General features: G+C 71.4%; 22 protein-coding genes. 11 read left to right on the top strand and 11 right to left on the bottom strand.

The window, feature by feature from the left end; translation table 11 throughout:
* Position 1: 1 nt before the first annotated feature.
* Both FH610_RS30780 and FH610_RS30775 read left to right on the top strand, forming a co-directional pair.
* The gene (locus FH610_RS30780; RefSeq protein ID WP_161628115.1) at positions 2-547 is read left to right on the top strand and encodes a TetR/AcrR family transcriptional regulator; all 546 of its coding nucleotides are present in this window, start codon (positions 2-4) and stop codon (positions 545-547) included.
* A gap of 304 nt (positions 548-851) precedes the next feature.
* Positions 852-1,370: a hypothetical protein gene (locus tag FH610_RS30775; RefSeq protein WP_139578621.1), complete on the top strand. Its 519-nt coding sequence runs from the start codon at positions 852-854 to the stop codon at positions 1,368-1,370.
* Positions 1,371-1,375: 5 nt separating this feature from the next.
* Here FH610_RS30775 and FH610_RS30770 read toward each other — a convergent pair whose 3' ends face one another.
* Positions 1,376-2,662, bottom strand: coding sequence for a serine hydrolase domain-containing protein (locus tag FH610_RS30770; protein ID WP_139578620.1), 1,287 nt, complete (start codon positions 2,660-2,662; stop codon positions 1,376-1,378).
* Positions 2,663-2,702: 40 nt separating this feature from the next.
* Positions 2,703-3,581 carry a LysR family transcriptional regulator gene (locus FH610_RS30765; protein ID WP_139578619.1) on the bottom strand — a complete coding sequence of 293 codons (879 nt, stop codon included), beginning with the start codon at positions 3,579-3,581 and terminating at the stop codon, positions 2,703-2,705.
* Between the two features lie 76 nt (positions 3,582-3,657).
* Here FH610_RS30765 and FH610_RS30760 point away from each other — a divergent pair, with 76 nt between their 5' ends.
* Genes FH610_RS30760 through FH610_RS30745 form a run of 4 tightly spaced genes read left to right on the top strand, consistent with a single transcriptional unit; the run spans position 3,658 to position 6,117 of the window.
* Positions 3,658-4,608 carry a threonine ammonia-lyase gene (locus tag FH610_RS30760; protein WP_139578618.1) on the top strand — a complete coding sequence of 317 codons (951 nt, stop codon included), beginning with the start codon at positions 3,658-3,660 and terminating at the stop codon, positions 4,606-4,608.
* 33 nt (positions 4,609-4,641) lie between these two features.
* Positions 4,642-5,274: a TetR/AcrR family transcriptional regulator gene (locus FH610_RS30755; RefSeq protein WP_139578617.1), complete on the top strand. Its 633-nt coding sequence runs from the start codon at positions 4,642-4,644 to the stop codon at positions 5,272-5,274.
* A 1-nt stretch (position 5,275) separates the two neighbouring features.
* The gene (locus tag FH610_RS30750) at positions 5,276-5,746 is read left to right on the top strand and encodes an acyl-CoA thioesterase (protein WP_139578616.1); all 471 of its coding nucleotides are present in this window, start codon (positions 5,276-5,278) and stop codon (positions 5,744-5,746) included.
* Complete coding sequence (locus tag FH610_RS30745; RefSeq protein WP_139578615.1) at positions 5,740-6,117, top strand: hypothetical protein; 378 nt, start codon at positions 5,740-5,742, stop codon at positions 6,115-6,117. Before FH610_RS30750 ends, FH610_RS30745 begins: the two co-directional genes overlap by 7 nt.
* Positions 6,118-6,133: 16 nt before the next feature.
* On the opposite strand, the gene FH610_RS30740 is transcribed toward FH610_RS30745, so the two are convergent.
* Positions 6,134-6,889, bottom strand: coding sequence for a hypothetical protein (locus FH610_RS30740; RefSeq protein ID WP_139578614.1), 756 nt, complete (start codon positions 6,887-6,889; stop codon positions 6,134-6,136).
* Positions 6,890-6,920: 31 nt separating this feature from the next.
* On the bottom strand, positions 6,921-8,750 hold the full coding sequence (locus FH610_RS30735; protein WP_139578613.1) for a substrate-binding and VWA domain-containing protein: 1,830 nt from the start codon (positions 8,748-8,750) through the stop codon (positions 6,921-6,923).
* Positions 8,751-8,917: 167 nt separating this feature from the next.
* Here FH610_RS30735 and FH610_RS30730 point away from each other — a divergent pair, with 167 nt between their 5' ends.
* The gene (locus FH610_RS30730; protein ID WP_139578612.1) at positions 8,918-9,835 is read left to right on the top strand and encodes an RpnC/YadD family protein; all 918 of its coding nucleotides are present in this window, start codon (positions 8,918-8,920) and stop codon (positions 9,833-9,835) included.
* Between the two features lie 84 nt (positions 9,836-9,919).
* Here FH610_RS30730 and FH610_RS30725 read toward each other — a convergent pair whose 3' ends face one another.
* Genes FH610_RS30725 through FH610_RS30715 form a run of 3 tightly spaced genes read right to left on the bottom strand, consistent with a single transcriptional unit; the run spans position 9,920 to position 13,712 of the window.
* Positions 9,920-10,522, bottom strand: a complete 603-nt coding sequence (locus tag FH610_RS30725; protein WP_240809298.1) for a TetR/AcrR family transcriptional regulator — start codon at positions 10,520-10,522, stop codon at positions 9,920-9,922.
* A gap of 8 nt (positions 10,523-10,530) precedes the next feature.
* Positions 10,531-12,879, bottom strand: coding sequence for a YhgE/Pip domain-containing protein (locus FH610_RS30720; protein ID WP_139578610.1), 2,349 nt, complete (start codon positions 12,877-12,879; stop codon positions 10,531-10,533).
* Positions 12,876-13,712, bottom strand: a complete 837-nt coding sequence (locus FH610_RS30715) for an ABC transporter ATP-binding protein (protein WP_161628114.1) — start codon at positions 13,710-13,712, stop codon at positions 12,876-12,878. Before FH610_RS30715 ends, FH610_RS30720 begins: the two co-directional genes overlap by 4 nt.
* Positions 13,713-14,324: 612 nt before the next feature.
* Between FH610_RS30715 and FH610_RS30705 the strand changes: the two genes are divergently transcribed.
* Positions 14,325-15,602: a pectate lyase gene (locus FH610_RS30705; protein WP_240809297.1), complete on the top strand. Its 1,278-nt coding sequence runs from the start codon at positions 14,325-14,327 to the stop codon at positions 15,600-15,602.
* A 112-nt stretch (positions 15,603-15,714) separates the two neighbouring features.
* On the opposite strand, the gene FH610_RS30700 is transcribed toward FH610_RS30705, so the two are convergent.
* Complete coding sequence (locus FH610_RS30700; protein WP_139578607.1) at positions 15,715-17,067, bottom strand: M20/M25/M40 family metallo-hydrolase; 1,353 nt, start codon at positions 17,065-17,067, stop codon at positions 15,715-15,717.
* Positions 17,068-17,309: 242 nt separating this feature from the next.
* Between FH610_RS30700 and FH610_RS30695 the strand changes: the two genes are divergently transcribed.
* Both FH610_RS30695 and ald read left to right on the top strand, forming a co-directional pair.
* Positions 17,310-18,692: an aspartate aminotransferase family protein gene (locus FH610_RS30695; protein WP_139578602.1), complete on the top strand. Its 1,383-nt coding sequence runs from the start codon at positions 17,310-17,312 to the stop codon at positions 18,690-18,692.
* A 67-nt stretch (positions 18,693-18,759) separates the two neighbouring features.
* Complete coding sequence (gene ald / locus FH610_RS30690) at positions 18,760-19,875, top strand: alanine dehydrogenase (RefSeq protein WP_139578597.1); 1,116 nt, start codon at positions 18,760-18,762, stop codon at positions 19,873-19,875.
* A gap of 16 nt (positions 19,876-19,891) precedes the next feature.
* On the opposite strand, the gene FH610_RS30685 is transcribed toward ald, so the two are convergent.
* Genes FH610_RS30685 through FH610_RS30675 form a run of 3 tightly spaced genes read right to left on the bottom strand, consistent with a single transcriptional unit; the run spans position 19,892 to position 22,739 of the window.
* Positions 19,892-21,403, bottom strand: a complete 1,512-nt coding sequence (locus tag FH610_RS30685; protein ID WP_139578593.1) for a tetratricopeptide repeat protein — start codon at positions 21,401-21,403, stop codon at positions 19,892-19,894.
* A gap of 59 nt (positions 21,404-21,462) precedes the next feature.
* Positions 21,463-22,536, bottom strand: a complete 1,074-nt coding sequence (locus tag FH610_RS30680) for an urease accessory protein UreH domain-containing protein (protein WP_139578588.1) — start codon at positions 22,534-22,536, stop codon at positions 21,463-21,465.
* Positions 22,537-22,538: 2 nt separating this feature from the next.
* Positions 22,539-22,739 carry a hypothetical protein gene (locus tag FH610_RS30675; RefSeq protein WP_143737724.1) on the bottom strand — a complete coding sequence of 67 codons (201 nt, stop codon included), beginning with the start codon at positions 22,737-22,739 and terminating at the stop codon, positions 22,539-22,541.
* Between the two features lie 257 nt (positions 22,740-22,996).
* Here FH610_RS30675 and FH610_RS30670 point away from each other — a divergent pair, with 257 nt between their 5' ends.
* On the top strand, positions 22,997-24,811 hold the full coding sequence (locus FH610_RS30670) for an ABC transporter substrate-binding protein (RefSeq protein ID WP_139578579.1): 1,815 nt from the start codon (positions 22,997-22,999) through the stop codon (positions 24,809-24,811).
* The last annotated feature ends 3 nt before the right edge of the window (positions 24,812-24,814 follow it).

The raw sequence follows: 24,814 nt of genomic DNA, 5'->3' as shown, positions 1-24,814 counted from the left end.
GATGGGGAGGGTGAGCGCGCAGGACTGGGCGAGGGCGGCGCTCGACACCCTCGCCGAAGACGGCTTCGCCGCGGTGGCCGTGGAGCCCGTGGCGGCCCGGCTCGGGGTGACCAAGGGCAGCTTCTACTGGCACTTCGCCAATCGCCGGAAACTCATCGAGGCCGCGCTCGCGCTCTGGGAGGCGGACTCCGAGCAGATCATCGCGAACCTGCGGGAGATCACCGACCCGGCCCGGCGGATGCGAACCCTCCTCGGGGCCGCCTTCGGTGACACACGTGACGCCGCGATCGCCTTCCGCCTGATCGGCGCGGCCGACGACCCCGCTGTCGCCGAGGTCGCGCGCCGCGTCACCGCGCGCCGCCTGGACGTCATGAGGCAGACGCTCGAGGAGCTGGGCCAGCCCCCTGACCTCGCCCGGCGGCGCGTCCTCGCGGGATACGGCGTCTACGTCGGCGTCGCCGCGCTCCGCCGGATCGGCATGCTCGACGACCCCGCCGAGTTCGTCGAGACGGCCGTCGCCGAGATGGGTCTCGACCTCCCGCGGTGATCCCGCGGCCGCGCTCGGAAGGAGCCGGTCCGCCGCCTCATGCGGCACCGTCGTCGACGACCGCGAGTCCGGCCGGCCGAAGGCCACTGAATCTTTCACCGGTCGTCGCCGGCTGGGCGGCCCGTGTCCGGCGGCGTTTCCCTCAGGTAGACGGCGGGCGGCCGGTCGCGCGCCCCCGGTCTCGGGCCGCCGCCGCAGGGGCGATTCCTGTACAGGCCGCGAGGCAGACCGGACGCTGGGAGCATCGCCGGCGAGTGGTGGCAGCCGGCCCGAGGCGGTTGGTCAGCTCACCATGGAGGTGCCGATGCGATTCCCCCACGGCCGGTTACGTCGCTCGGCCGTCCTCGCGGCCGTCGTGGCCACCGCGTCCGCGGTGACCGGGCTCGTCCCGGGCACGGCCGACGCCGCGCCGCGCGGATCGGCCGGCGAGGTCCGCCTGCTGCCGAGCCCGGTTCCCACTCCCACGCCGAGTGTGAGCGCCACGCCGAGCGTCATCGTCACGCCCGCCCAGGTGGTCGTGCCCGAAGGAGGCTCGGCGCTCATCTACGTACGGCTCAGCCAGAGGCCGTCGTACGGCTGGGTGACCGTCGACAGCCAGCGGCTGTCCGGCGACTCGGACCTGCTGATCGGCCCCCGGCTGCTCTTCCCCGCGGACCGGTACAGCGAGTGGCAGTCCCTCCTCGTCTTCGCCGAGGAGGACGACGATGCGACGGACGGCACCGCCACGTTCGAGTCCCGGATCAGTCAGCTGCCAGGCAGCGGTGTCGCCGAGTGGACCGCCAGGGAACTGGACAACGACGTCCCCACGCCGAGTCCCAGTTGAACCCGTCAGAAGTAGCGCGAGCTGAGGTCGCCGGCGGGCCAGCTGCGCACCTTCCCGATCTGGGTGTTGAACAGGTCGGCGAGCACGTCGAAGTCGGGCGAGCCGCTCTCCTCCCGCCGGTTGAACAGGGCGGCGTAGGTGACGCCGTTCTGCAGGCGAGCGATGTAGGTGTAGGTGCCGGGCTGTGAGCCGTCGTGCCAGGTGTTGACGTGCCCCGTCACCTGGCGCACCCACAGGCCGGCGCCATACCAGGAGCCGTACTGGTTCACACCGATCTCGGGCTTGGCGAGCATCCTGGCGATGGAGGTCGAGTTGAGCACCGTGTTCGGCGCGTCGAGCACCTTCGCCAGGCGCACCAGGTCGGCCGCGGAGGCGATCCAGCCGCCGTTGGGGCCCTGGCAGGCCATGCTGAACCCGCCGCCGTACGGCGCGGGCAGGACCTGGCCGGACTGGTCCAGGATGGTCTGGCCCGTGTAGCGCGACTCGTAGATCACCTCACCGGAGGCGGCCTGCGTCCGGAGCGTACGGCCCAGCCGCGGACGCGTGATGCCGAGAGGCGCCAGGACCTTCTGCCTGACGTAGGCCTCGTAGCCCATCCCGGAGACCTTCTCGATGATCCGGCCCAGCAGCAGATAGCCGTAGTTGCTGTAGGCGAACTTCGTGCCGGGGGCGAAGTCGAGCGGCCGGGCGCTCGCGTACGTGACGATGTGGTCCTGGGTGATCGGCAGCGGCACGCCGAGCGCCTTGGCGATGGTGAGGTCCATGTGCAGGTAGTCGCCGGAGACGTCCCGGTCCCAGCCCCCGGTGTGCTGCAACAGCCGCCACACCGTCACGTTCGCCAGCCGGGAGTCGGCCGAAGTGGACAGGCCGAGGAGCTTCGCGGCCGAGGCGGTCAGGCTGAGCTTGCCCTCCTGCGCGAGCCGCATGATCGCGATGGCGGTGATGTGCTTGCTCAGGCTCGCGATGCGGAACAGCGACGTGGGCGACACGGCGGGAACGGCATGGCTGCCGTCGGAGTATCGGTAGCCCCTGGCGAGCACCAGCCTGCCGCCCTTGGAGACGGCGAGCTGGCCGCAGGTGATCCCTCGCTCCTTGATGTAGGTCTTCATCAGCGTGTCGAACCCGGCGAGCGAGGCCGGCGCCACACCCGTGGCCTCCACGACGGGCGCGGGGAGCATCCTCGAACCGAACGCGAGGGCGGGCACCGCGATGGCGCCCATCTGGAGGAAGTTCCTCCTGCTCAGACCTCCCTGATCCTCAGATGTGGACGCGAACAGCGACGTTTTCTGCATGTCCAATTTCTAGTGGATCAATGCCGCCGCCGCAGACATATCACGCATCTGTTTGGGGGAGGAGGGCCGCGACCAGGGCGGCGACGGCGGGCGGGTCGGGCGGCTCGCCGTACGTCGCGGCGTAGACCCGGCGGTCTGACCCCGGCAGCTCGGACACCCGCACGTCGGGGTGGCGGTGAGCCGACAGCGCCAGCCGGGGGAGGAGCGCCACGCCCAGCCCGGCCGCGACCATGGCCTGCACCGCCACGTAGTCGTCCGTGGTGAACGAGACGCGCGGCTCGAAGCCCGCCTCGGCGCACAGCGCGAGCAGGTGCGCGCGGCACCGCTCACACCCCGCGATCCACGGCCCGTCCGCGCACGCCGTCAGATCCCCCGCCCCGCCGTACGCCGGGGGGGTGACGAGGAGGCTCGGGTCGTCGAGCAGGTGGACGAGGCGGACGCCGTCGTCCTCGGGAGCGGTCTCGCCGTAGCGGAAGACCACGGCGACGTCCACCCGGCCGGCCCGCAGCAGGCGCAGCGCCTCGGGCGGCTCGGCCTCCATCAGCCGCAGGTCCAGCCCCGGATGGTCCTGCGCGAGCCGCGCGGCGGCGGCCGGGACGAACGTGCCGAGGGCCGAGGGGAACGCGGCCAGCCGTACGCGTCCGGCCCGCAGCCCGACGTGCGCGGCGAGCTCCGCGGACGCCGCGTCGAGGCGGCCGAGGATCTCCGCGCCCCGTTCGGCGAGCAGGCGGCCCGCCTCGGTGAGGCGGATGCCGCGCCCCACGCGCCGCACCAGCTTCGCGCCGGTCTCCGCCTCCAGCCGGGCGAGGTGGTGGCTCACCGAGGGCTGCGAGTAGTGCAGCTCCCGCGCCGCGGCGGTCACCGTGCCGGTCCTGGCCACGGCCACGAGCACCCGCAGTCGTACGACGTCGAGCGGCATTCATCGATCCCGTCTATGGTTTCGCCTCAAAACTTCAGTTGGACCTATTGTCCCGCCGGCGGCCAGGCTGGGAGCCATGACCGACATCCGCGACATCCTGGACGCCCGGCGGCTCATCGCCCCGCACCTGCCCGAGACCCCCATGTGGTCCTATCCCGTGCTCGACGCGGCGGTCGGCGCCGAGGTCCACGTGAAGCACGAGAACGTCCAGCCCACGGGGGCCTTCAAGGTGCGCGGCGGCATCACGCTGCTGGCCCGCATGGCCGATCGCCGTCGCGGGGTCGTCACGTACTCGACCGGCAACCACGCCCAGTCCGTCGCGTACGCCTCCCGCCTGTACGGCGTGCCGTGTGCCGTCCTGATGCCGGAGAACCCGAACCCCGCCAAGGTCGCCGCGGTCGAGGCGCTCGGGGCGACCGTCGAGGTCCGGGGCGCGACGATGGTGGAGACCGCCGAGCACGCGCGCGACCTCGCCGAACGCGCGGGACGCAGGCTGATCAGCCCGGCCGACGAGCCGGACATCCTGGCCGGGGTGGGCACGCTCTACGTCGAGATGTTCACCGCCCGGCCGGACCTGGAAGCGGTGTTCGTGCCGGTGGGCAGCGGCAGCGGGGCCGCTGCGGCGTGCCTCGCCGCCGCCGCGCTCGCGCCGGGCTGCCGGGTGATCGCCGTCCAGTCGGCCCAGGCTCCGGCCGCGCACGACTCCTGGCGGTTGCGGGAGCCGGTGACCAGGCCCATAAAGACCGTCGTGGAGGGGCTCGCCACCGGGTCCGCGTTCGCGCTCCCGCAGGCCGTGATGCGGGACGGTCTGGCCGACTTCGTGCTCGTGGACGACGACGACATCCTGCGGGCCCAGCGGCTGCTGCTCACCGAGGCCCACACCCTGGCCGAGGGGGCGGGGGCCGCCGCGCTCGCCGGACTCCTGGCCCGGCGCGAGGAGTTCGCCGGGCGCAAGGTCGCCGTGGTGTGCACGGGCGGCAACGCCGGCCCGGCAGAGCTCGCCCGTCTCCTGGCCTCCGCCGAGTAGACGACCGACCGGTCGTTCGTATAGTTTGCCCGGGTGACACAAGACGGCCGGCGGCTGCGCGGATTGCGCAGCCGCGAGACGATCCTCCGGCAGGCGGTGGAGCTGTCCTCCGTCGAAGGGCTCGACGGGCTCTCCCTGGGGCGGTTGGCGACGGCGACCGGCGTCAGCAAGTCCGGGCTCTTCGCGCACTGGCGTGACAAGGAGCAACTGCAGCTCGACGCCGTGGAGTGGGCCGTCCGGCAGTGGACCGAACAGGTGGTGGGGCCCGCTCTGCGCGCCCCCGCGGGCATACGGCGCCTGTTCGCGCTGCACGAGGCGCGGCTGGCCTTCTACGGCGAAGGTGTGCTGCCCGGCGGGTGTTTCTTCTTCGCCGTGCAGGCCGAGTTCGACGACCGTCCCGGAGCCGTCCGCGACCGGCTCTCGCGCGCCATGCGCGAATGGCAGGGGCTCATCCGCCGGCTGGTCGCGGAGGCCGTGACGCTGGGCGAACTGACCGGCGGCGCCGATCCGGCCCAGCTGGCCTACGAGATCGACGCGCTCGGCGAGATGGTGATCATCCATTCCCGGTTGCACGACGGCGCGCAGGCCCTCGTCCATGCCCGCCGCGGCGTGCTGCAGCGCCTGCGTGCGCTCTGCCCCGACCCCGCACTTCTCCCGGAGGACTGACATGACCGCAGATGGCGTCCACGAGACCGTCCAGGTGCATTTCGACGACCTCGACGCGATGGGACTGCTGCACAACTCGCGCTACGCCGTGCTGGTCGAGCGGGCGATCGGCGCCTACTGGCACCGGCTCGGCTGGGCGGCCGATCCCGGCCGGTCGGCCTTCAAGGACGTGCTGATGGCCGTACGCGAATTCAAGGTGACCTACCACGCGCCCATCGCGGAGCCGGGCGAGCAGCTGGTGCACTTCTGGCTGGAGCGGATGGGACGCACCAGCGGGGTGTACGGCTTTCGCGTGCTGTCCGCGGACCGCGCCCCGGACCAAGCCATAGTGCACGCCGAGGGCTACCGCGTCATGGTCAACCTGGATCCGGCCACCTTCCGGCCGACGCCGTTCAGCGACGAGATCCGCGAGGCCGCCGCGCCTCTGCTGCGCACGGCGCTCGCGGTGCTGCCGGAGGCGGCGCCGTGCTGAGGTCGCGCTGGATCGCCGGGCCCGCGGCGGAGCGGCCGGGACCGCTGGTGGCCGCGCTGACGGACTTCCGGACGGACCGGATGCTCGACCTGCCCGGCATCGCGCGGCGCGGCCTGTCGCTGAGCCGCCTGTGGCCGTCGCTGCCCGGCGCGGTCGGCATGTGGTTGTGGGCGGACATCCCCGGCCGCCGGGTCGGTTCGCTGTCGGTGTGGCGCAGTGAGAGCGATCTGCGGGAGTTCGTGCGGTTGCGCGCGCATGCCGAGATCATGCGCGAGTACCGGCATCGGGGCACGCTGCGTTCCCGCACCTGGCAGGTCGGCGCAGTGGACAGGGCGGCCCTGTGGCACGCGCTGGCCGCCTCCTCGGGCTGAGCGAGGAAACAGGGGCTCAGGGGCCGATGTCGTGCCGGGCGGACTCCTCGACCTCGTGCAGGCTCTGCCGGGTCAGTTCGAGCTCCGAGGTCAGCTCGTCGAGTGCCTGGGCGCCGCCGCCCACGCCGTCGGAGGCCGCCGTCATGGCGGAGATCTCGACGGCCCGCGCGACCAGGCCCTCCAGGCTGATGGCGCCCGACTGCAGCCGGGCCAGCACCCGCTCCCGCGCGCCCGACAACCTGTCGTACACCTCGCGCTGCGCGTCCAGGGCGGCGATCGACCGTTCGAGCTCGCCCGCCGCGACCTCCTGCCGGGCCGTTCGCCGCGCCTGCGTGAGCCGTACGCGCTCCTGCTCCAGGAACCGGGGGTCGAAGCGAGCCAGCGCCGAGCCGGTGACGGAGGCGTGCCCGGCCAGCCGGCGCAGCGTGCCGACGGTGTCGTCCACCTGCGGGCGCATCGCCGCGATCCGGTCGAGCAGGAGCTGCCCGCGCATCGAGGCGGTCAGGTCGGCGAACGACGCGGCGGCCCGCTCCGCCCGCCGCAGCCACGCCTCCTCGGCGCTCCCTTTCGCGACCGGCGGTGCCTGCGGTTCCGTACGGCTCTCGCCTCCGGTGGACTGCCACGCGGAGGCGAACGCCTTGATGAGCCAGACCGCGACCCCGGCGACGGGCACCCCCACGACAGGGACGCCGACCGCCCAGGCCGCGCCCGCGGCGGTGGCGCCCAGGAGCAGCGCCCAGGGGTCGCGGAGTTCCTCGGTGAAGCGGGACACGGGGGCTCCCAGGTTGGACGGTGGGGGTCGATCAGAAGTTGGAGATGACGGCGGTGAACACCTCGTCGATGCTTCCCGGCTTGCGCGAATCGTAGGCCGCCGCGTCCGTGGTCTGCGAGATGCGCCGCAGGACGTCGAGGTCGGCGTCGCCGCCGTAGGCGATGGTGAACATCCGCACGGTCTCCTGCCCGGCCTCCTTGCGCAGGTCGGGCAGCAGGTTCTCGAGCGAGATGGAGTGGTTGTCCTCGTTCTTGCCGTCCGTCAGGAACACGACCGCGTTGATCGCGTCGCCGTTCTGGTGCCGCATCACGTACTGGTACGACGCGAGCGCCGTGTCGTACAACCCCGTGCCGCCGTTGGGGATCAGGCCGCTGATGCGGCTCTTGAGCCGCGACTGGTTGCCCCTGCCCAGGGGGACGAGCTCGCGGTAGTCCTTGTCGCCGTCCTGCTTGAGGCTGAACAACCACAGGCCGACCCGGTCGTTGGGTCCGAACTGCGGCAGCGCGTTGATAGCGGCCTGCTTGGCGAGGTCGAGCTTGGTCTTGCCGGTGCCGGCGACGTCGGCGCCCATCGAGCCGGAGACGTCCATCACCATCAGCACGTTGGCGGGCTTGCGCAGCTCGGCCCAGCTCTTCAGGATCCGGTCCAGCACCTGCGGAGTCGGGGTGCTGAGCGTGGTCGCCGGTTGTTTGGGGTCGAGGCCGTTGGCGGTCGTGATGAGGTCGCCCGGCTTGCTGTCGAACGACCGGAAGGCGTACTTCTCGAACTCCCGCTGCCGATCGGGCTCCCGCAGGTACTTCAGGAAGTCCGCCGCCGCGGCCTTCTTCGCGGCGTCCGCCCAGGACAGCACGGCGTACGGGTGGTCGGAGAAGAGCGTGCCCTCCTTGGGGTAGATCGCCACCAGCGGCACCTTCGGCTTGGCGTGGTCGCCGAATGTCTTGGGATCGCCCGTCGGGTTGCCCTGGTTGTAGTCCCACACCGACTTCTCCTCCACCGTCACGGCGGAGATGTACGACATGGCCGTACCCGAGTCGTCGGCGTGCTGGAGGTTGGACAGGAAGGTCAGAGTCGTGTCGCCGTAGTGGACGATGGACCGCTCGACCCCCTTCACGAAGTCACGTGTCTTCGCCGCGGCGACGTCCCGTTCCGTCAGGTCGCCCGACAGCCCGGTGGCCGCGAAGTACGCTCCGACGGTCGCGTTGAGACCGGAGGTGGAGAAGTTCGGGTTCGTCTTGCCGAGGCGGAACTTGCCCCACTCGGGGTGGTCGTACTTCGCCCAGCCCTTGGGGTCGTTGGCGAGGTCCAGGATCTCCGACCAGCCGATCTTCTTGGACGGCCAGCCGAGCGCCTGGGCCATCGGCTTGGGCATCGCGATGACCAGCGGAGACGTGGCGATCGTCGGGTTGTCCGCGGCCACCGGCGACGCCTGGTCGCCGCCCTCGACGCGCTGCCGCAGGAGAGTGACCCAGCCGGTGCTCGCCGGCGTCCAGACGTCCGGCTTCGGGCCGTCCTGCCGCTCGTCCCAGCCGCGCGCCAGGGCCTGCATCGCCCCACCGGACGCCTTGGAGTTCACTACCACGTCCACGCACTGCCCGTCCACCTTGTGGCCGTTGTAGTCGTTGGCCATCGTGCGCAGCAGTTCGGCCTTCTCGCTCGAGGCGGCGATGGTCAGCGTGATCCCGTCGTCGCCGCAGGCGCGTCTGCTCGCGTTCCCGCCCTCGTCGTCACCGGCGTTCCCGCCGCCGCCCGAGGCCCCGCCGAACAGCAACTTCAGCCCGACGATGAGCGCTCCCGCGAAGATGACCGCGATGACGAACGGAGCCACGCTGCGGCGGCGCTTCTGCTGCGGTGGGGGGTACACGGTCTCCTCCATTGTCACGGGATACCTGCATTTATCCCGACGAACGGCGGATCACGTTAGTTGCCGATCATCTCGTCCTGCTAACGCCCCAGCCCCGTTCCCGCGCCCATCCACAGAGTTTGGTAATTCTCGGTAATGACTCGAACACATTGAGTAATGTCTCCCGCGTGCCGAAGTTCATCCATCAGCAGACCGTCGACTTCTTCCACAACCAGCCCATCGCCGCCGTGGCGCTGTTACGTGAGGTCGGCGGCATCGAGCTGCCCCGGTTCGCCAGAGCCACGGCAGAGGCGGTGGACGCCACACAACTGACCTCCGTGGAGTACCGCGCGGACGCGGTCGTGGTGCTCCGAGACGGCTCGGGAACGGCCCGCCTGGCGGTGATCGTCGAGGTGCAGTTGCGTCGTGACGCGAAGAAGCGCTTCAGCTGGCCTGTGTACGCCGCCGCGCTGCGGGCCCGGCTGCAGTGTGACACCGCCCTGCTGGTGATCTGCATGAACCGGGCGGTGGGCCGCTGGTGCGAGCAGCCCATCTCCATGGGGCCGAGCGGGACCGTCACCCCGGTGGCGATTCATTCGGACCGCCTGCCTCTGATCACCGACCCGGGCGAGGCGCGCAGGCACCCCGAGCTGGCCGTGTTGTCGGTGGCCATGAACGGCGACCACCCCGACATCGACAAGGCGATGGAGGTCATGCTGGAGGGCCTGAACGAGCTGGACCGGAAGGGCGCCCAGCTATATTTGAGTTACGTGTTCGGTCTGGTACCCACAGTAGTGGGCGAGCGCCTGAGGGAGCTTCTAATGACAGCGTCAGCCGACTACGAGAAGGTGATCGGCGCCCGCTACTTCTCCGAGTGGGTGAACAAGGGCCTGGAACAGGGTCTGCAACAGGGCCGGGAACAGGGCCGGGAACAGGGCCGCGCGGAGGGCGAGATCGAGGCGATCCTCACCGTGCTCGACGCCCGTGGGCTGGACATTCCCGCCGAAGCACGTGAGCGGATCAGCCGATGCTCCGACCTGCATCTACTGGAGAAGTGGATTCGCCGGGCGGTGACGGTGACGTCGGTGGACGAACTCTTCGTCTGAGGCCGCGCACTTCCCGGCGATGCCGGCGACGAGTCTTGGCTCGAGCGGGAGTCGTCGCCGGGAAGGCCGGTCATCGAGGGGCGGTCAGGGCGAGATGCGGCGGTGGACGAGCTCGGCCAGGGTCGCGTGCACGTCCTCGACCGGCTGGTCGGGGCGCAGCGCGCGACGCTCGATGGCGACGGTGAGCACCATGCCGAAGACGGCCGTGGCGGCGGTGCCAGTGTCGAGGCCGGGGCGCAGCTCGCCTGCCTCCACGGCGTCCGCGAGAACCCGCTCGTACACCGCGAGCACGCTCGTACGCAGCCGCAGGACGGCGTCCTGCCAGGCCGCCCGCCACATCTCGGCAAGCAGCACCCGGGCGAACGGCCCGTACTCGTCGAAGAAGCGGAGCTGGGCGAGCATGAGCGCGTCGAGCACGGCGACCGGCGAGGCGGCGGGGCCGCGCGCGGCCTCGGCGAGGGCGTCGGCGAGCCGCTCGATCCCGTGGTCGAGCAGGCCGGCGAACAGCGCCTCCTTACTGCCGAAGTTGTAGAAGACGGTGCCCTTGGCCACCCCCGCGCGTTCGGCGATCGCGTCGACGGTCGTGGCGGCGAAGCCCTGCTCGGCGATGAGGTCGGCCGCGGCCCGGTAGAGCCGCTGCCGCGTCTCGGCCCGCCTGCCGCCCTGCTCCTTCGCCGGACCGTCCACGGGGCGGCTCACAGGGAGAGCTCCGGCTTGAGGCGGCGCATCGACCATGTACGGCCGCGGTGGACGGCGAGCACGGTGAGGGCGAGACCGAGGGCGACGAACGCGGACAGCACGCCGCAAGCCTGCCACACCACGGCGGCGTCGCCACCGCTGATGAGGCGGCGCATCGCCGACACCACCCAGCTCATCGGCAGCCACGGCGAGATGGCCTGGAAGAACCCGGGAGAGGTCTCGATCGGATAGGTGCCCGCCGACGAGGTGAGCTGCAGCATGAGCAGTGCCAGCACCGCCACTCGTCCGGGTGGCCCGAGCAGCGCGTTGACCGCCTGCACGACGGCGAGGAACGCCGCCGTGACCAGCACGAGGAAGGCCACCACGCCCGGCCAGTTCGCCGCCTGCAGCCCGAGGCCGAAGCGCAGCACGGCGAGCAGCACCGCCACCTGGAGCGTCCCCATCGCGAGACCGGGCAGCCAGCCCGCGAGGGCCGTGCGCCACGCCGGCGCCGACCCGGCGAGCAGGCGCGGGTTGAGCGGCCGCAGCAGCATGTACGTCACCATCGCGCCGACCCACAACGCGAGCGGCACGAAGAACGGCGCGAACCCGGTCCCGTAGTTGGGCACCTCGTTGTCCACCTCGGTGGCGAGCCGGACGGGGTCGCTCATCATGTCCGTACGGCTGTCGCGCTCCTGCGTGCCGTAGTCGGGGATCCGGGCGGCCCCGTCGCCGAGCTTGCCGGCCAGCTCGCCCGAGCCGTCGGTCAGCTTGACCAGCCCGGAGTCGAGCTTGCCCGCCCCCCGCTGCAGCTTGCCGATGCCGTTGTCGAGCTTGCCCGCACCGGAGGCGAGCGAGGCGAGCCCACTGTTGAGACTGGTCGCTCCGTTGTCGAGCCTGGCCAGGCCCGTGGACAGGCTCCGCGCGCCGTTGTCCAGGGTGCCGAGGCCGCGCGACAGTGAGGAGGCTCCGTACAACGCCTTGCCCGCGCCGTCGCGGAGGCCGGACGCTCCGTCGGCCAGTTGCCTGAGCCCCTTGTCGAGCTGGTTGAACTTGTCGCGGGCGTCGTCCAGCGCGCTGCCGACACCGGGCGCGGCGGCGGCCAGTTCGCGGGCGTCGTCCGCCACCGCCCGTGCCGTGCCGGCGAGGCCGTCGAGCCTGCCTGCCTGGCCGTCGAGGCGGTTCTGCAGCCGTCCGGCGGCCGACGCGAGGTCGCCTGCCGACCCGGCGGCCCGCTCGACGAGCGCGCGCAGCTCGGGGTCGGCGCCCGGATGGGCGCTCAGCCAGCGCTGGACCGCGCGCAGGTCCTGCCTGGCCGTGCCGGCCGAGCCCTGCACCTCCCGGGGCAGGCCGTCGAGCGCGTCGGCGAAGCCGTCGGCACCCTCCGCGAGGGTGAGCGCGGCCTGCCGGATGCGGTCGCCGTTCTTCTCCAGCACGGGGACGTACTTGTCGGCCGCTCGGTTGACGGTGGGAGACAGGGTGTGGACCTGGCGGTAGACCTCGCGGTTGCCCTCGGCCAGTTTGGCCGCCCCCTTGTCGAGCGCGGACAGGCCCTTGCGGAGGTCGGCCGCGCCCGTGGCCGCCTTCGACAGGCCGGCGGACAGGGAGGCCGAGCCGGTCCTGGCCTGGTGCAGCCCGCTCGTCAGCTGCTTCGATCCGCCGTACAGGGCGTCCGCTCCGGACGACAGCTTGCCGGTCGCGTCCTGCGCGGACCCGAGCCCCTTGGCCAGCGAGGCGGCGCCGTCGCTCGCGGCGGCGGCTCCGTCGTGCAACCGGTCGGCGCCGTCGGCCGCCTGGGAGGTCTTGTCGTGCAGTTCGCCGAAGGACAGGAAGATCTGGTCCAGGTAGTCCCTGACCGCGCTCCGCCCGGCCGCCTCCTTGACCTCGCGGAACACGGCGTCCGAGATCGTCCGCATGATGTAGCTGCGCCCGGTGTCCACCCGTACGCCGAGCTGGGCCGGGCGCGTCGTGCCGTCACCGGAGGGGGAGGCGAGGTCGGCGCTGAAGTCGGCCGGGATCGTGAGCGACAGGTAGTAGCGGCCATCGCGGACACCCCTGTCGGCCTCGGCCGCGCCGACCCGGTGCCAGGCGAAGACCTTGCGCTGCTCCAGCTCTGCGGCGAGTTCGCGGCCGGCGTCCACCGTGCTCGGCGGGCCTCCCGCGGCGCCGGCGGCGGTGGCGGGACGGTCCTCCACGACGAGGGCCACCGGTACGCGGTTCAGGTTCGCCTGGGGATCCCAGAACGACCACAGGTAGAGCCCGGCGTACAGCAAGGGCAGCATGATCACGGCGACCAGCGCGGCTCTGGTGAGCCGCGAGCGCATGAACCTGCGCAGTTCGAGCCGGCCGGGGATGGGGACCCTCATCGGCGTTCTCCTTCCTCCGCCTCATCGCCGCGCGCCACGCCGGTGTCGTCCGCGGCGACGGGCGGTGAGGGAGGCGGCGGGGGAGCGGGGACGGGCAGCGGCAGCAGCGTGGTGGCCGCGCCGGTCGCCTCCTCGGCGTCGGTGCACGCCGCGACGACGGTGAGCCCCTGGTCGGCGAGGCGGCGCAGGATGTCCCACAGCTCGCGCCGCCTGCCCGCGGGGATGCCGGTGTCGGCGTCGTCCACGAGGAGCAGGCCCGGCTGGTCGAGCAGGGCGAGCGTGACGCCCAGCCGCACCGCCTGGTCCCGGGTGAGCTCCCTGGTCGGGGTCCGGTCGCCGTGCGGCAGTTCGTCAGGGGCGAGGCCGGCGTGGGCGAGCGCCGACCGCCCGGCGTCCGGGTGCCGCCTGCGCCACAGGAACCCGTGCGGGCGCAGCCGCTCCTGCAGGTGCTCCCGTACGGTCAGGGCGTCGTCGAACGGGTTCACCTCGGTGAAGAGCCCGAGGGCGGCGATCTGCCTGATCCTGTGGGGCGTCGCCAGGCCGCCGACGGTGAGCGTCCCCTCGGTGGGCTTCATCCGTCCCGCGAGTGTGAGCAGCAGGCTCGTACGCCCGCTGCCCGCCTGGCCCGTGACAACGGTGAGCGTCCCGGGGGCCGCGTGCAGTGAGACGTGCCGGTAGACCCAGCCGTGACCACCCCGCAGGCCCAGTTCCCGCGCCTCCACCTCGACGCCGCCGAACACGCCGCCGATCAGCCCCTCGACCATGGGGCCGGACGGCCCGGCGGGAGTTCCGGCTGAGGGGGTGACGTCCCCGGCGGTCCGCCCGGCATCCACGTCTGTGCTCCATTCTTTTGCACTGACCAGTCGGTACAAAAGTGTAGCGCCGAGAGCTCCTCGCCCCATGCCCGTCATGGTGTGATTTCACCGACATGAGGAGGAGCCCGGTCGGCGGGTCGGGGATGGCTGGGAGGTCTTCAGTGCGGCGGCGACCTTGGAGATGCTCCCGCGGTCCGCGATGGCGCAGACCGCGCGCAGATGACGCACTTCTAGCTCCACGCCGCGAGCGTAATAAGTAAAGAAACTTTGCAGTAGACCCAATAGCGGCTCGTCAGAGCTGGTGACCGCCGCGCAGGGGGAGCCTGGCGGTCATCCGGGCACCGCCGCGCGCACGAGTGAGCGCTTCCCCGGCATGTCCGTGTTTCATGAAAATTTCACCGGCGGACGCCGGGTGCATCGGCTCTCACCTGCCCGAATCGGTGGGTGCCCGGACCGGTCGTCAACTGGCCGACACAGACCATTGACCACGGGTTCCCGAGGTCCGTAATTTTGGCCGTGTTCCGGTTCATGGATGTTGTTCACATCTATGAATTTCCCCCAGCGGGACCAGAAGTGGCGCCGGCCACCGCCTCGGTCAGGGGTCCTGCACGACCTGCGAGGAGCTCGGCTTTGAGAAGGAGTACCAGAACCGGAGTCGGGGTGATCGGCACCGTCGTCGGGGTCGCCGCCCTGGTCGGCGGCGTCTTCGCCGGCGTCTCCAACGCGGCGCCGAGCGCGGGCGCCTACCGGATCGTGAACGGCGCCAGCGGCCTGTGCCTCACCGTTCCGGGCAGCAGCGGCTCGGACGGCGTCCAGCTCACGGTCGCCGCCTGCAACGGCGCGAGCAACCAGACCTGGAACCTGTCGGCCCAGGGCAGCGGCTTCCGCCTGACCGCGGGCAACAGCGGCAAGTGCGCCGGCGTCGCCGGGGCCTCCACCTCCGCGGGCAAGGCCGTCCAGCAGGAGTCGTGCACCGGCGCCTCGTCGCAGACCTGGGAACTCACCGCCTCGGGGTCGAACTACCGCGTCGTCAACGCCAACAGCGACAAGTGCCTCAACACCAAGGACAACTCCACCTCCTCGGGCGCCCTGGTGCAGCAGAACTCCTGCGACTCGGTCTCCACCAAGCAGTGGACCCTCCAGCCGGCCGGTTCCCAGCCGTCGTCCACCCCCACAGTCACGCCGACGAAGAGCCCGACCACCAACCCGACGCCGCCGTCGGGCTGGCCCAGCCCGAACGGCTCGCAGGCGGTCACCAGCACGATCAGCGTCTCCGGCACCATGGACGGCGGCCTGAAGCGCTACTACGCAAGCGGCGACATGGGCGACGGCGGGCAGAGCGAGAGCCAGGACCCGATCTTCGAGCTGGCCAACGGCGCGACGCTCAAGAACGTCGTCATCGGTTCGCCCGGCGCCGACGGCATCCACTGCCTGGGTAGCTGCACCCTGCAGAACGTCTGGTGGGAGGACGTCGGCGAGGACGCCGCGACCCTGCTGGGCAGCTCGTCGTCGCAGGTCATGACCATCGACGGCGGCGGCGCCAAGAGCGCGTCCGACAAGGTGTTCCAGCACAACGGCCCCGGCACCATGGTCATCAAGAACTTCCAGGTGGACAACTTCGGGAAGCTCTACCGTGCCTGCGGCAACTGCACGAACTCCTACCAGCGGCACGTCCAGATGTCGAACATCGTGGCGACCTACCCCGGCAAGGTGCTCGCGGGCATCAACACCAACTGGGGCGACACCGCGCGCTTCTCGAACATCACGATCAAGAACGACCCCAACCACAAGATGATCGTGTGCCTGAAGTACAAGGGCGTGCCGAAGGGCAGCGAGCCGACCGAGATCGGTAGCGGCGCCGACGGGACGAACTGCATCTACAGCTCCTCCGACATCCACTACCAGTAAGCGCGCCGGCCGGTCCCGAGATCCCCGGGGCCACGTGTGACGGCGGTGCGAGAAAGACGGAAGGCCCGGTGGTCCCCCCAGCCACCGGGCCTTCCCGCATCAACGATCGGCGTCAGGCGGCGCCGTGCCAGCCGCCGTAGTCGGCGAGGAACAGGGCCTCGGTCGTGATGGTGCGGCGCAGCTCCTCCAGCACCACCCGCTCGTTGGGGGCGTGGATCGAGGCGCCGTCGTCCTCGGCGCCGTAAAGCAGGATCTCGGCCTTGGGGAACTGCCGGGCGAGGGCCGCCACCAGCGGAATCGAGCCGCCCTGGCCGACCTGGCGCGGCGCCCGGCCGAAGGCGCGCTCCAGCGCCCGCTCCGCGGCGTTCATGGCCGGGCCGCCCGGCTCGATCTGGAAGCCCGAGCCGCTGACGAAGTCGCCGAAGGAGACCTTGACCCCCCACGGCGCGACCTTCTCCAGGAAGGCCGTCACGTCGTTCAGCGCCTGCCTGGCGTCCCCGCTCGCGGGGATGCGGATCGTGACGCGAGCCCGGGCCACCGCCTGCACCGCGTTGATCGCGCCGGTCACCGTCGGCACGTCCAGCCCGGTCACCGTGATCGCGTACGACGCCCAGAGCCGGTCGGCGAGCGAACCGTCGCCGACCAGCGACACGCCGTCGAGCACCCCGGCGAGCGCGCGGAACTCCTCATCGCCGAGCGCCGCGCCGGGGAAGGTCCCCGGTTCGAGCCCGGGCACCCGTACGTTCCCCTGGTCGTCGTGCAGGGCGGTCAGCATGCGCATGAGCGCGGCCAGCGCGTCGGGCGCGGCGCCGCCGAACGCGCCGCTGTGCACGGCCTCGGCCAGCGTGCGGACCTCCACGGTGAACGCGGCCATGCCGCGCAGCGACGTCGTGATCGCGGGGTCGCCCACCTCGGGGTTGCCCACGTCGGCGATGACCATGGCGTCGGCGCGCAGCAGGTCGGGGTTGGCCTCGACGAACGCCTCCAGGCGCTCGCCCGCGTACTCCTCCTGGCCCTCGATGATGACCTTCACACCGACCGGGAACCGGCCGTTGAAGGCGCGCAGCGCGGCCACGTGGGTGATGACGCCGCTCTTGTCGTCGGCCGCACCCCGGCCGTACATGATGCCGTCGGCGACCGTGGGCTCGAACGGCGGAGTGCGCCAGAGGGCGAGGTCGCCGGAGGGCTGCACGTCGTAGTGCGCGTAGAGCAGCACGGTCGGGGCCCCGTCGGGGGCGGGCGCCTCGGCGAACACGGCGGGGAAGCTGCCCTCGATGGGGATCTGCCGGACGTGCGGGAGGCCGGCGGCGCGCAGCAGCCGCTCCACGAGCGCCGCGGCCTCCAGGACCGGGGCCTCGGAGTGGCCGGGGAACGCGACGGACGGGATGGCGACCAGGCGCCTGAGGTCCTCGACCGTCTGCGGCATGCCCTCCTCGACGGCGCGCTCGATCTCCTCTGGTGTCACGGCGTTCTCCCGGATGTACGCGGATCTTCCCGGCTGGTGGACCCCATTTGACCACAGGTCCGGCGGACCCATCTCCCAGGTCTGGACGGCCTCAATCTACCGTGACGGATTTCGTTGCCGTTACATGTCGATGTCACGGAATCCGAACTTCTTTCACAGTGACGCCACGTAATCACTTGGCAAAACGCCGAAGTGGCATGCACACTGTCCAACAGCGACGGATCACCTGAGGGAAGGTTGCGATGACGCGCCCCGACGTTCTCAAGGCCGCACACGACAATCTCTGGATGCACTTCACGCGCCACTCCTCCTATGAGGGAGGGGAGGTGCCCATGATCGTGCGCGGTGAGGGCGCCTACATCTACGACATCCACGGCAAGCGGTACCTCGACGGCCTGGCCGGACTGTTCGTGGTCCAGGTCGGCCACGGCCGCGCCGAACTGGCCGAGGCCGCCGCCAAGCAGGCCCAGGAGCTCGCGTTCTTCCCCCTGTGGTCGTACGCGCACCCGAAGGCCGCCGAGCTCGCCGCGCGACTCGCGGAGCTCACCCCCGGCGACCTCAACCGCGTCTTCTTCACCACGGGCGGCGGCGAGGCCGTCGAGTCGGCCTGGAAGCTGGCCAAGCAGTACTACAAGCTCAAGGGCAAGCCGCTGAAGACCAAGGTCGTCAGCCGGTCCATCGCCTACCACGGCACCCCGCAGGGCGCGCTGTCGATCACCGGCATCCCGGCGCTCAAGCAGGTCTTCGAGCCGCTGGTGCCCGGCGCGATCAAGGCCCCCAACACGAACCTCTACCGCGCCGACGAGATCTCCGGCTTCCCCGGCCTGGAGAAGGACCCCGAGGCGTTCGGCCGCTGGGCCGCCGACCAGATCGGCAAGGCCATCGAGATGGAAGGCCCGGACACCGTGGCCGCCGTCTTCGTCGAGCCGGTGCAGAACGCCGGCGGCTGCTTCCCGCCGCCCCCCGGATACTTCCAGCGCCTGCGCGAGATCTGCGACGCCCACGACGTGCTGCTCGTGTCGGACGAGGTCATCTGCGCCTTCGGCCGGCTGGGCACGATGTTCGGCGGCCAGAAGTTCGACTACGTGCCGGACATCATCACCTGTGCGAAGGGCCTGACGAGCGGTTACTCGCCCATCGGCGCCATGATCGCCTCGGAGCGGCTGTTCGAGCCGTTCAAGCACGGCAACGAGACCTTCGCGCACGGCTACACCTTCGGCGGCCACCCGGTGTCGGCCGCCGTCGCCCTGGCCAACCTCGACATCTTCGAGAGTGAGGGTCTGCTCGAGCACGTCACGGCCAACGAGCCGGTGTTCAAGGCGACCCTCGACCGGCTGCTGGACCTGCCGATCGTCGGCGACGTCCGCGGCTCGGGCTACTTCTACGGAATCGAGCTGGTCAAGGACAAGTCCACCAAGCAGACGTTCAACGAGGAGGAGTCGGAGCGCCTGCTGCGCGGCTTCCTCTCGAAGGCGCTGTTCGACGCCGGCCTGTACTGCCGGGCGGACGACCGCGGGGACCCGGTCGTGCAGCTCGCCCCGCCGCTGATCTGCGGCCCCAAGGAGTTCGACGAGATCGAGTCGATCCTCCGTTCGGTGCTCACCGAGGCGTGGGCCCGCCTGTAGACCATGGAGCTCGTGCGGCCGGGTAGGGGGCGACCGTGACGAGTGACCGCTTGAAAGGACACAACTCATGAAGATCGGCGTGCCCGCCGAGGTCAAGAACCACGAATACCGCGTCGCCGCCACTCCGGCCGGCGTCCACGAGCTCGTCCGTCACGGCCACGAGGTCAGCGTCCAGCGCGGCGCCGGGCTCGGCTCCCACATCACCGACGAGGAGTACCTCGCGGCCGGCGCCAAGCTGGTCGAGGGCGCCGACGAGGTGTGGGCCGAGTCCGAGATGATCCTCAAGGTCAAGGAGCCGATCGCGGAGGAGTACCACCGGCTCCGCGCGGACCAGATCCTGTTCACCTACCTGCACCTGGCCGCCTCCCGGCCCTGCACCGACGCGCTGCTCGCGGCAGGCACCACCGCCATCGCGTACGAGACCGTCCAGGTCGGCAACGGCCTGCCGCTGCTGGCCCCGATGTCGGAGGTCGCCGGGCGGCTGGCGCCCCAGGTCGGCGCGTACAACCTGATGCGCTTCAACGGCGGCCGCGGCGTGCTCCCCGGCGGGGTGCCCGGCGTGGCCCCCGCCAAGGTCGTCGTGATCGGCGGCGGCGTCTCCGGCCTGAACGCGGCGCAGATCGCCGTCGGCATGGGCGCCGACGTGACGATCCTCGACGTCAACATCGACCGGCTGCGCTTCATCGACGCGATCTACCAGGGCCGGCTGAAGACGCTGGTCTCCACGACGTACGCGATCGAGCGGGCGGTGATCGAGGCCGACCTGGTCATCGGCGCCGTGCTCATCCCGGGCGCCAAGGCCCCGACGCTCGTGTCCAACGAGCTGGTCTCCCGCATGAAGCCGGGCTCCGTGCTCGTCGACATCGCGATCGACCAGGGCGGCTGCTTCGAGGACTCCCGCCCGACCACGCACGACGAGCCGACGTTCCGCGTGCACGAGTCGGTGTTCTACTGCGTGGCGAACATGCCGGGCTCGGTGGCCAACACCTCCACCTACGCCCTGACCAACGCGACCCTGCCCTACGCCGTCAAGCTCGCCGACAAGGGCTGGAAGGACGCGCTGCGCGGCGACGAGGCGCTCGGCCTGGGCCTCAACACCCACGCCGGCGTGCTCACCAACGAGCCGGTCGCGGCGGCGCACGACCTGCGGTACACGCCGGTCGCGGAGATCCTCGCCGCCTGACCGCAGACGTGGGGGATCAGCGCAGTCCGAGGCGTCTGCGCAGATCCCTCGCGGTGCCGAGCACGTGCTCGACCTCGGCCGGGGTGGGCCACGGGGCCGTGCCCGGCCGCAGCAGGGTCGCGCGCACCAGGCCGAGGTGCTCGATCGCGGCCCGGTGCAGCCCGCTCGCCCTGGCGAGCCACCCCACGGTGTCCGCCGGGCCCACCTCGTTCCCGGCGGGTAACGCGCCGCTGGGGACGTCGGCGCTCGACAGGCCTCCGGCGACGAGATCCCCGGTGACCGGATTCCCTGTCACCAGATCTCCTGTGACCACGCCCCCTGTGACCAGATCCCACGTGCCGAGGATCTCGACCAGGTCCGCGGGCTCCGCCGCCGGGTCGCCGCGCCTGCGCGCCGCCGCCACGGCGAGTTCCGCGCGCGCGGCCTGCTCGGGTTCCGCGGGCCGGCTCCAGTACGGCGCGGCCGGGTCGAGCAGGCATTCCTCGGCCTCGGGTGACGCGCCCAGCAGGGGCAGCAGCGTCCGCAGCTCGACCATGGCGCCGTGGTGCCCGCGTTCGGCCGCCCGCCTGAACCAGTGGCGCCCGCCCTTCAGGTCGTTGTGCTCCGCGATGAGCAGCAGCCCGAACCGGAAGGCGGCCTCGGGGTCGTCGGCCGCGGCCCGTCCGTACCAGTGGGCGGTCGCCGCCTTGTCGTCCATCCGGGCGCAGACGAGGCCGGCCATCCGCCGCGCGTCCGGCCGTCCGGTCTTCGCCGCGCGTTCGAAGCAGGCACGCGCCGTGGGCAGGTCGCCCCGGCACAGCGCCATGTCGCCGAGCCGGAAGGCCGCGCCGGGGTGGTCGGCGCGGGCGGCGAGCCGGTAGAAGGCTTCGGCGCCCTTCTCGTCGCGGGCCGCGTGCAGGAGCAGGGCCATGTGATAGGCGGCCTCCGCGTGGCCGCCGCGCGCCGCGTACTCCCACCAGTGCAGCGCCTCGGCCTCGTCGCCCGCGGCGTAGCCGAGAAAGCCCAGGTCGTGGGCCGAGCGCAGGTCGCCGTCCACGGCCGCCCTGAAGTGCCAGCGCCGGGCGCCCATGCCGTCGCCCTGGTCCTCGCACAGCAGGGCCAGCCGCCGGGCCGCGTGGCGGGAGCCGTCCTCGGCCGCCCGCTCGAACCACGTGCGCGCTCCGTCGGTGTCGCCGCGCCGCTCCAGCAGCAGCGAGGCCAGATTCGTCGCCGCGTCGGTGTCGCCGGTGGCCGCCGCCAGCTCGAACCAGCCGATGGCCTCCTCGGTCGTTCCGTGCGTGCGGTGCCACAGCCCCAGGTTGTAGGCGCTGTCGACGTTGCCCGCCCGCGCCGCCCGCTCCCACCAGTGCCGGGCGCCCAGTCGGTCGTCGCGCTCCGCGCACAGCCGGCCCAGCCGGTGCGCCGCGTCGCGGTCGCCGTCGCGGGCCCTATCGACCAGGTTCGCCTCGGCCGGGTCCAGGGGTTCAGGGGTACGCGGGACCGGTATCCCGGGCCACGCGGTCGCCTCCGTCGCTCCCACTAGTGTCATGGGAGACAGGGTGACACGTAACCGAGTCGTCACGGAGGGTTATTGGTAAGACCTTGGCGTCAAGGGACGCGCTCGAACCTGACGAAGCCCACGTACATTCCCATCCCGCAGGCGTAGCGCAGCCGTCCCTCCGGATGGGCGGCGAGCCGCACCACGCGCTCGCCCGTCACGGGGAGCACGACGTCGCGGTCGTCGATGGCGAGCGTGCGCGTGCAGCCCCGGTTGTCGTCGGTCCTGAAGGCGATTTCGACGGGCCGGCCGGCGGCGGCGACGGCGATGCCGGGCCGGAAACCCTCCGGGGTCGCCCAGATGGTGAGCCGCTGGACGCCGTCCGCTCCGGTGAGGGCGCGTCCCGCCGCGGCGGCGGCGGGAGAGCCCAACTGTGGCAGCGAGAAGTCCGGCAGCCAGCCGCCGAGCCGCAGACCGGAGCCGACGGTGAAGAGCCCGGCGGCCAGGGCCGCGATCCCCGCCAGGGCGGCCAGCCTGGTCGCGGCGAGCGTGCGCAGCAGCAGTCCCAGGGCGGCGAAGGCGGGCGCCGTGCCGAGGGCGAGCCCCGCGAGCGCGGCCGCGCCCCCGAGCGCCGACCCCGCGGAGACGGCCACGACCTCCATGCCGATCGTGACGCCACAGGGTACGAAGATCGTGGCCATGCCCAGTGCCGCCGCCCGTACGAGAGTCGGGGAGCGGGCGCCGGTCCCGCGGGCCGCGCCATCCGGTGGCACGTCATCCTGCCCGTGCCCGCCGTCCGGGCACGAGCATCCGCTCGGGTCGCCGCCTGCCGAGGCGGGCCCCTTCCTCGCCGGCGTGCAGCCCGTCTCGCGGCGCCGGCGGAGCATCCGTACGGCGAGGACGACCACCGCGGTTCCGGCGGCGACGAGCAGCGCGGCGCGGGTGCGGGGGCCGACCTGGACGACCGCGCCCGCCAGCCCGAGCAGCGCCCCGAGGGCGGTGTGGGCGGCGAGCCTGCCGGTCAGGAACGCGACCACCGGCGGAAGGCCGCGCGAGGGGCCGTGCCGGTCGCCGGAGGGGGAGACGAGGCCGATGAGGAGACCGCCCTGGACCGCGGCGCACGACGCTGTGCCCGCGGCCAGGCCGGCGGCGAGGCCCCCGGCGAACAGGGCGGCCGGGTTCACGGTCAGCCGGTGAGCGCGAGGTCGTCCAGCGCGCCGGTCTTCGCCGCCTCCACGAGCGAGCCGAGCTGGTCGAGGCTCATCTCCACCTTCTGGCCGAAGTCGTCGGTGATGACGACCTGACGCTCTGCCGGGGCGGAGGCGTCCACGAACAGCTCGGGGCAGCCGCAGCTGCAGTTGCCACAGAATCGGGCGATGGACTTCACGCCAGTCCTCCTCGTACGGCGGGGCCTTTTGCTCGCAACGTAATGTGATCGCATGGAGGCGACCAGTAACAGTTCGCTGACCGGCCGGAGAGAAGACCGCCACTCCCGATGGGCGATCACGGCGCTCGGTTTCGCCGTGATCCGAATGAAGGAAAGTTGCAGAACCCTCACGAGTTTTGCAGATTATTGACCTACGCTTGGGCCGCCGCATAAGGTCCGGACAAGATCCGCATCAGAACAACCCCCCGGAGCGGTCAATGAAACGTCTGACAGCGGTCGCGGCGTTGCTCAGCCTCGCGGCCGTCGCGGCATGCAGCGGCGGCGGCACGAACGGGAACTCCACAGGCGGCGGTGGCGGCGTCTACACCACGGTCGACATCAACAAACCGTCGCTCGACGTCAACGCGCCGATCAACCCGTGGAACCCCAAGGGCAACGCGTTCTGGGGCTACAACGCGATGAGGATCGCCTGGGCGAAGAACACCCTCACCGACCCGAACCAGTTCTATCCGGGCATCGCGGCGAGCTGGGACATCGCGCCGGACAACTCCTCCATCACCCTCCACCTGCAGCCGGGCAACAAGTGGTCCGACGGGAAGCCCGTCACCGCCGAGGACGTGAAGTTCTCCGTCGCGCTGGCCTACACCCAGGGCAGCACCGCCTTCGCGGTCGACCCCGGCGCGGCCGGCGCCGCCTCGGACGTCGAAGTCGTCGACGACAAGACCATCAAAATCACCCAGGACATGAAGAACCCCAGCGTCACGTTCGTACGCGGGGTCATGGACGCCTTCGTGGTGCCCCAGCACGTGTGGCAGAGCGTCGTCCCCGCCGACTTCTGGGACACGCTCAAGGCCGCCCGCGGCGACGGCCCGGAGGCGGAGGCGGCGCGCGGGCAGATCAAGGCGCTGTCGGAGAAGGTGCTCGCGTTCGCCCCGGCCCAGGACGTGTCGGCCGGGCCGTTCGTCCTCAAGCGGATGAACCCCGGCGAGGCGCTGCTGGTGAAGAACAAGAACTTCTACAACGCCGCCAACGTCGCGCCCGACCAGCTCAAGCTGCTCAACACCACCGGGAACGAGCAGATCTGGAACTACCTGACCTCCGGCAAGCTCGACAACGCCCCGTTCACCGCGGTGCCCGCCGACGTGATGACGCGCATCAAGGCGACGCCCGGCAACCAGGTCATCAAGGGCTACTCCCCGGTGGCCGTCTCGCTGGCGTTCAACCAGGCGAAGAAGCCGTACGACAACGTGCACGTGCGGCGCGGGCTGGCCTACCTGATCAACCGTGAGGAGGTCACGCAGATCGCCTCTCCGGAGGGCGGCACGGCGGCCGTGACCACCTCGGGCATCCACCAGAAGGCCGCCAGGGAATGGCTCGGCGCCGAACTCGACGCGCTGGAGCCGTACAAGCTGGACCCGACCACGGCGGACAAGGAGTTCGCGGAGGCCGGTCTCCAGAAGAAGGACGGCAAGTGGACGCTGGCCGACGGCAAGCCGTGGAAGGTGACCATCCACATCCCGGCGCCGTTCTCCGACTGGGTCTCCGCGGCCAAGGCCATCACCAGCCAGCTCACCACGGCCGGCGTGGACGCCGAGGTGGTCACCACCGCCGACTACCCGCTCTATCTGTCGGAGCTCGCCGAGGGCAAGTACGACCTCGGCTTCTGGCTCATCGCGCTCGGCCCCGCGCCGTACAACATCTTCCAGCGCCTGTACGGCACCTCCAACGGCTGGAACATCCTCGGCGGCAAGGTCAAGCACTCGGCTGCCGGCAAGGACGGCAACTGGATGGGCGGCCCCGAGACGATCGACGTCGAGGGCGTCGGCGCGGTCAACCCCGGCGAGCTGACCGCCCAGCTCAACAGCGTCAGCGGCGACGAGCAGAAGGCCGTGATCGCCAAGCTCGCCAAGGCGGCCAACCAGGACCTGCCGGTGATCCAGCTCTGGGACTACGTGAACACCCAGTTCGTCAACACCAACCGCTTCACCGGCTTCCCCGAAGACGAGAGCGACCTGCTGCGCCAGCCCTCCGGCGTCTGGATCCAGCTCGGCATGATCAAGAAGAAGCAGTAGTCC

The sequence above is a fragment of the Microbispora catharanthi genome, assembly GCF_006334915.2.
In the GTDB taxonomy this organism is placed as follows: Bacteria; Actinomycetota; Actinomycetes; order Streptosporangiales; family Streptosporangiaceae; genus Microbispora; species Microbispora catharanthi.
The sequence above is the reverse complement of the archived record's forward strand: the minus strand, read 5'-3'. Positions and strand labels throughout refer to the sequence as shown.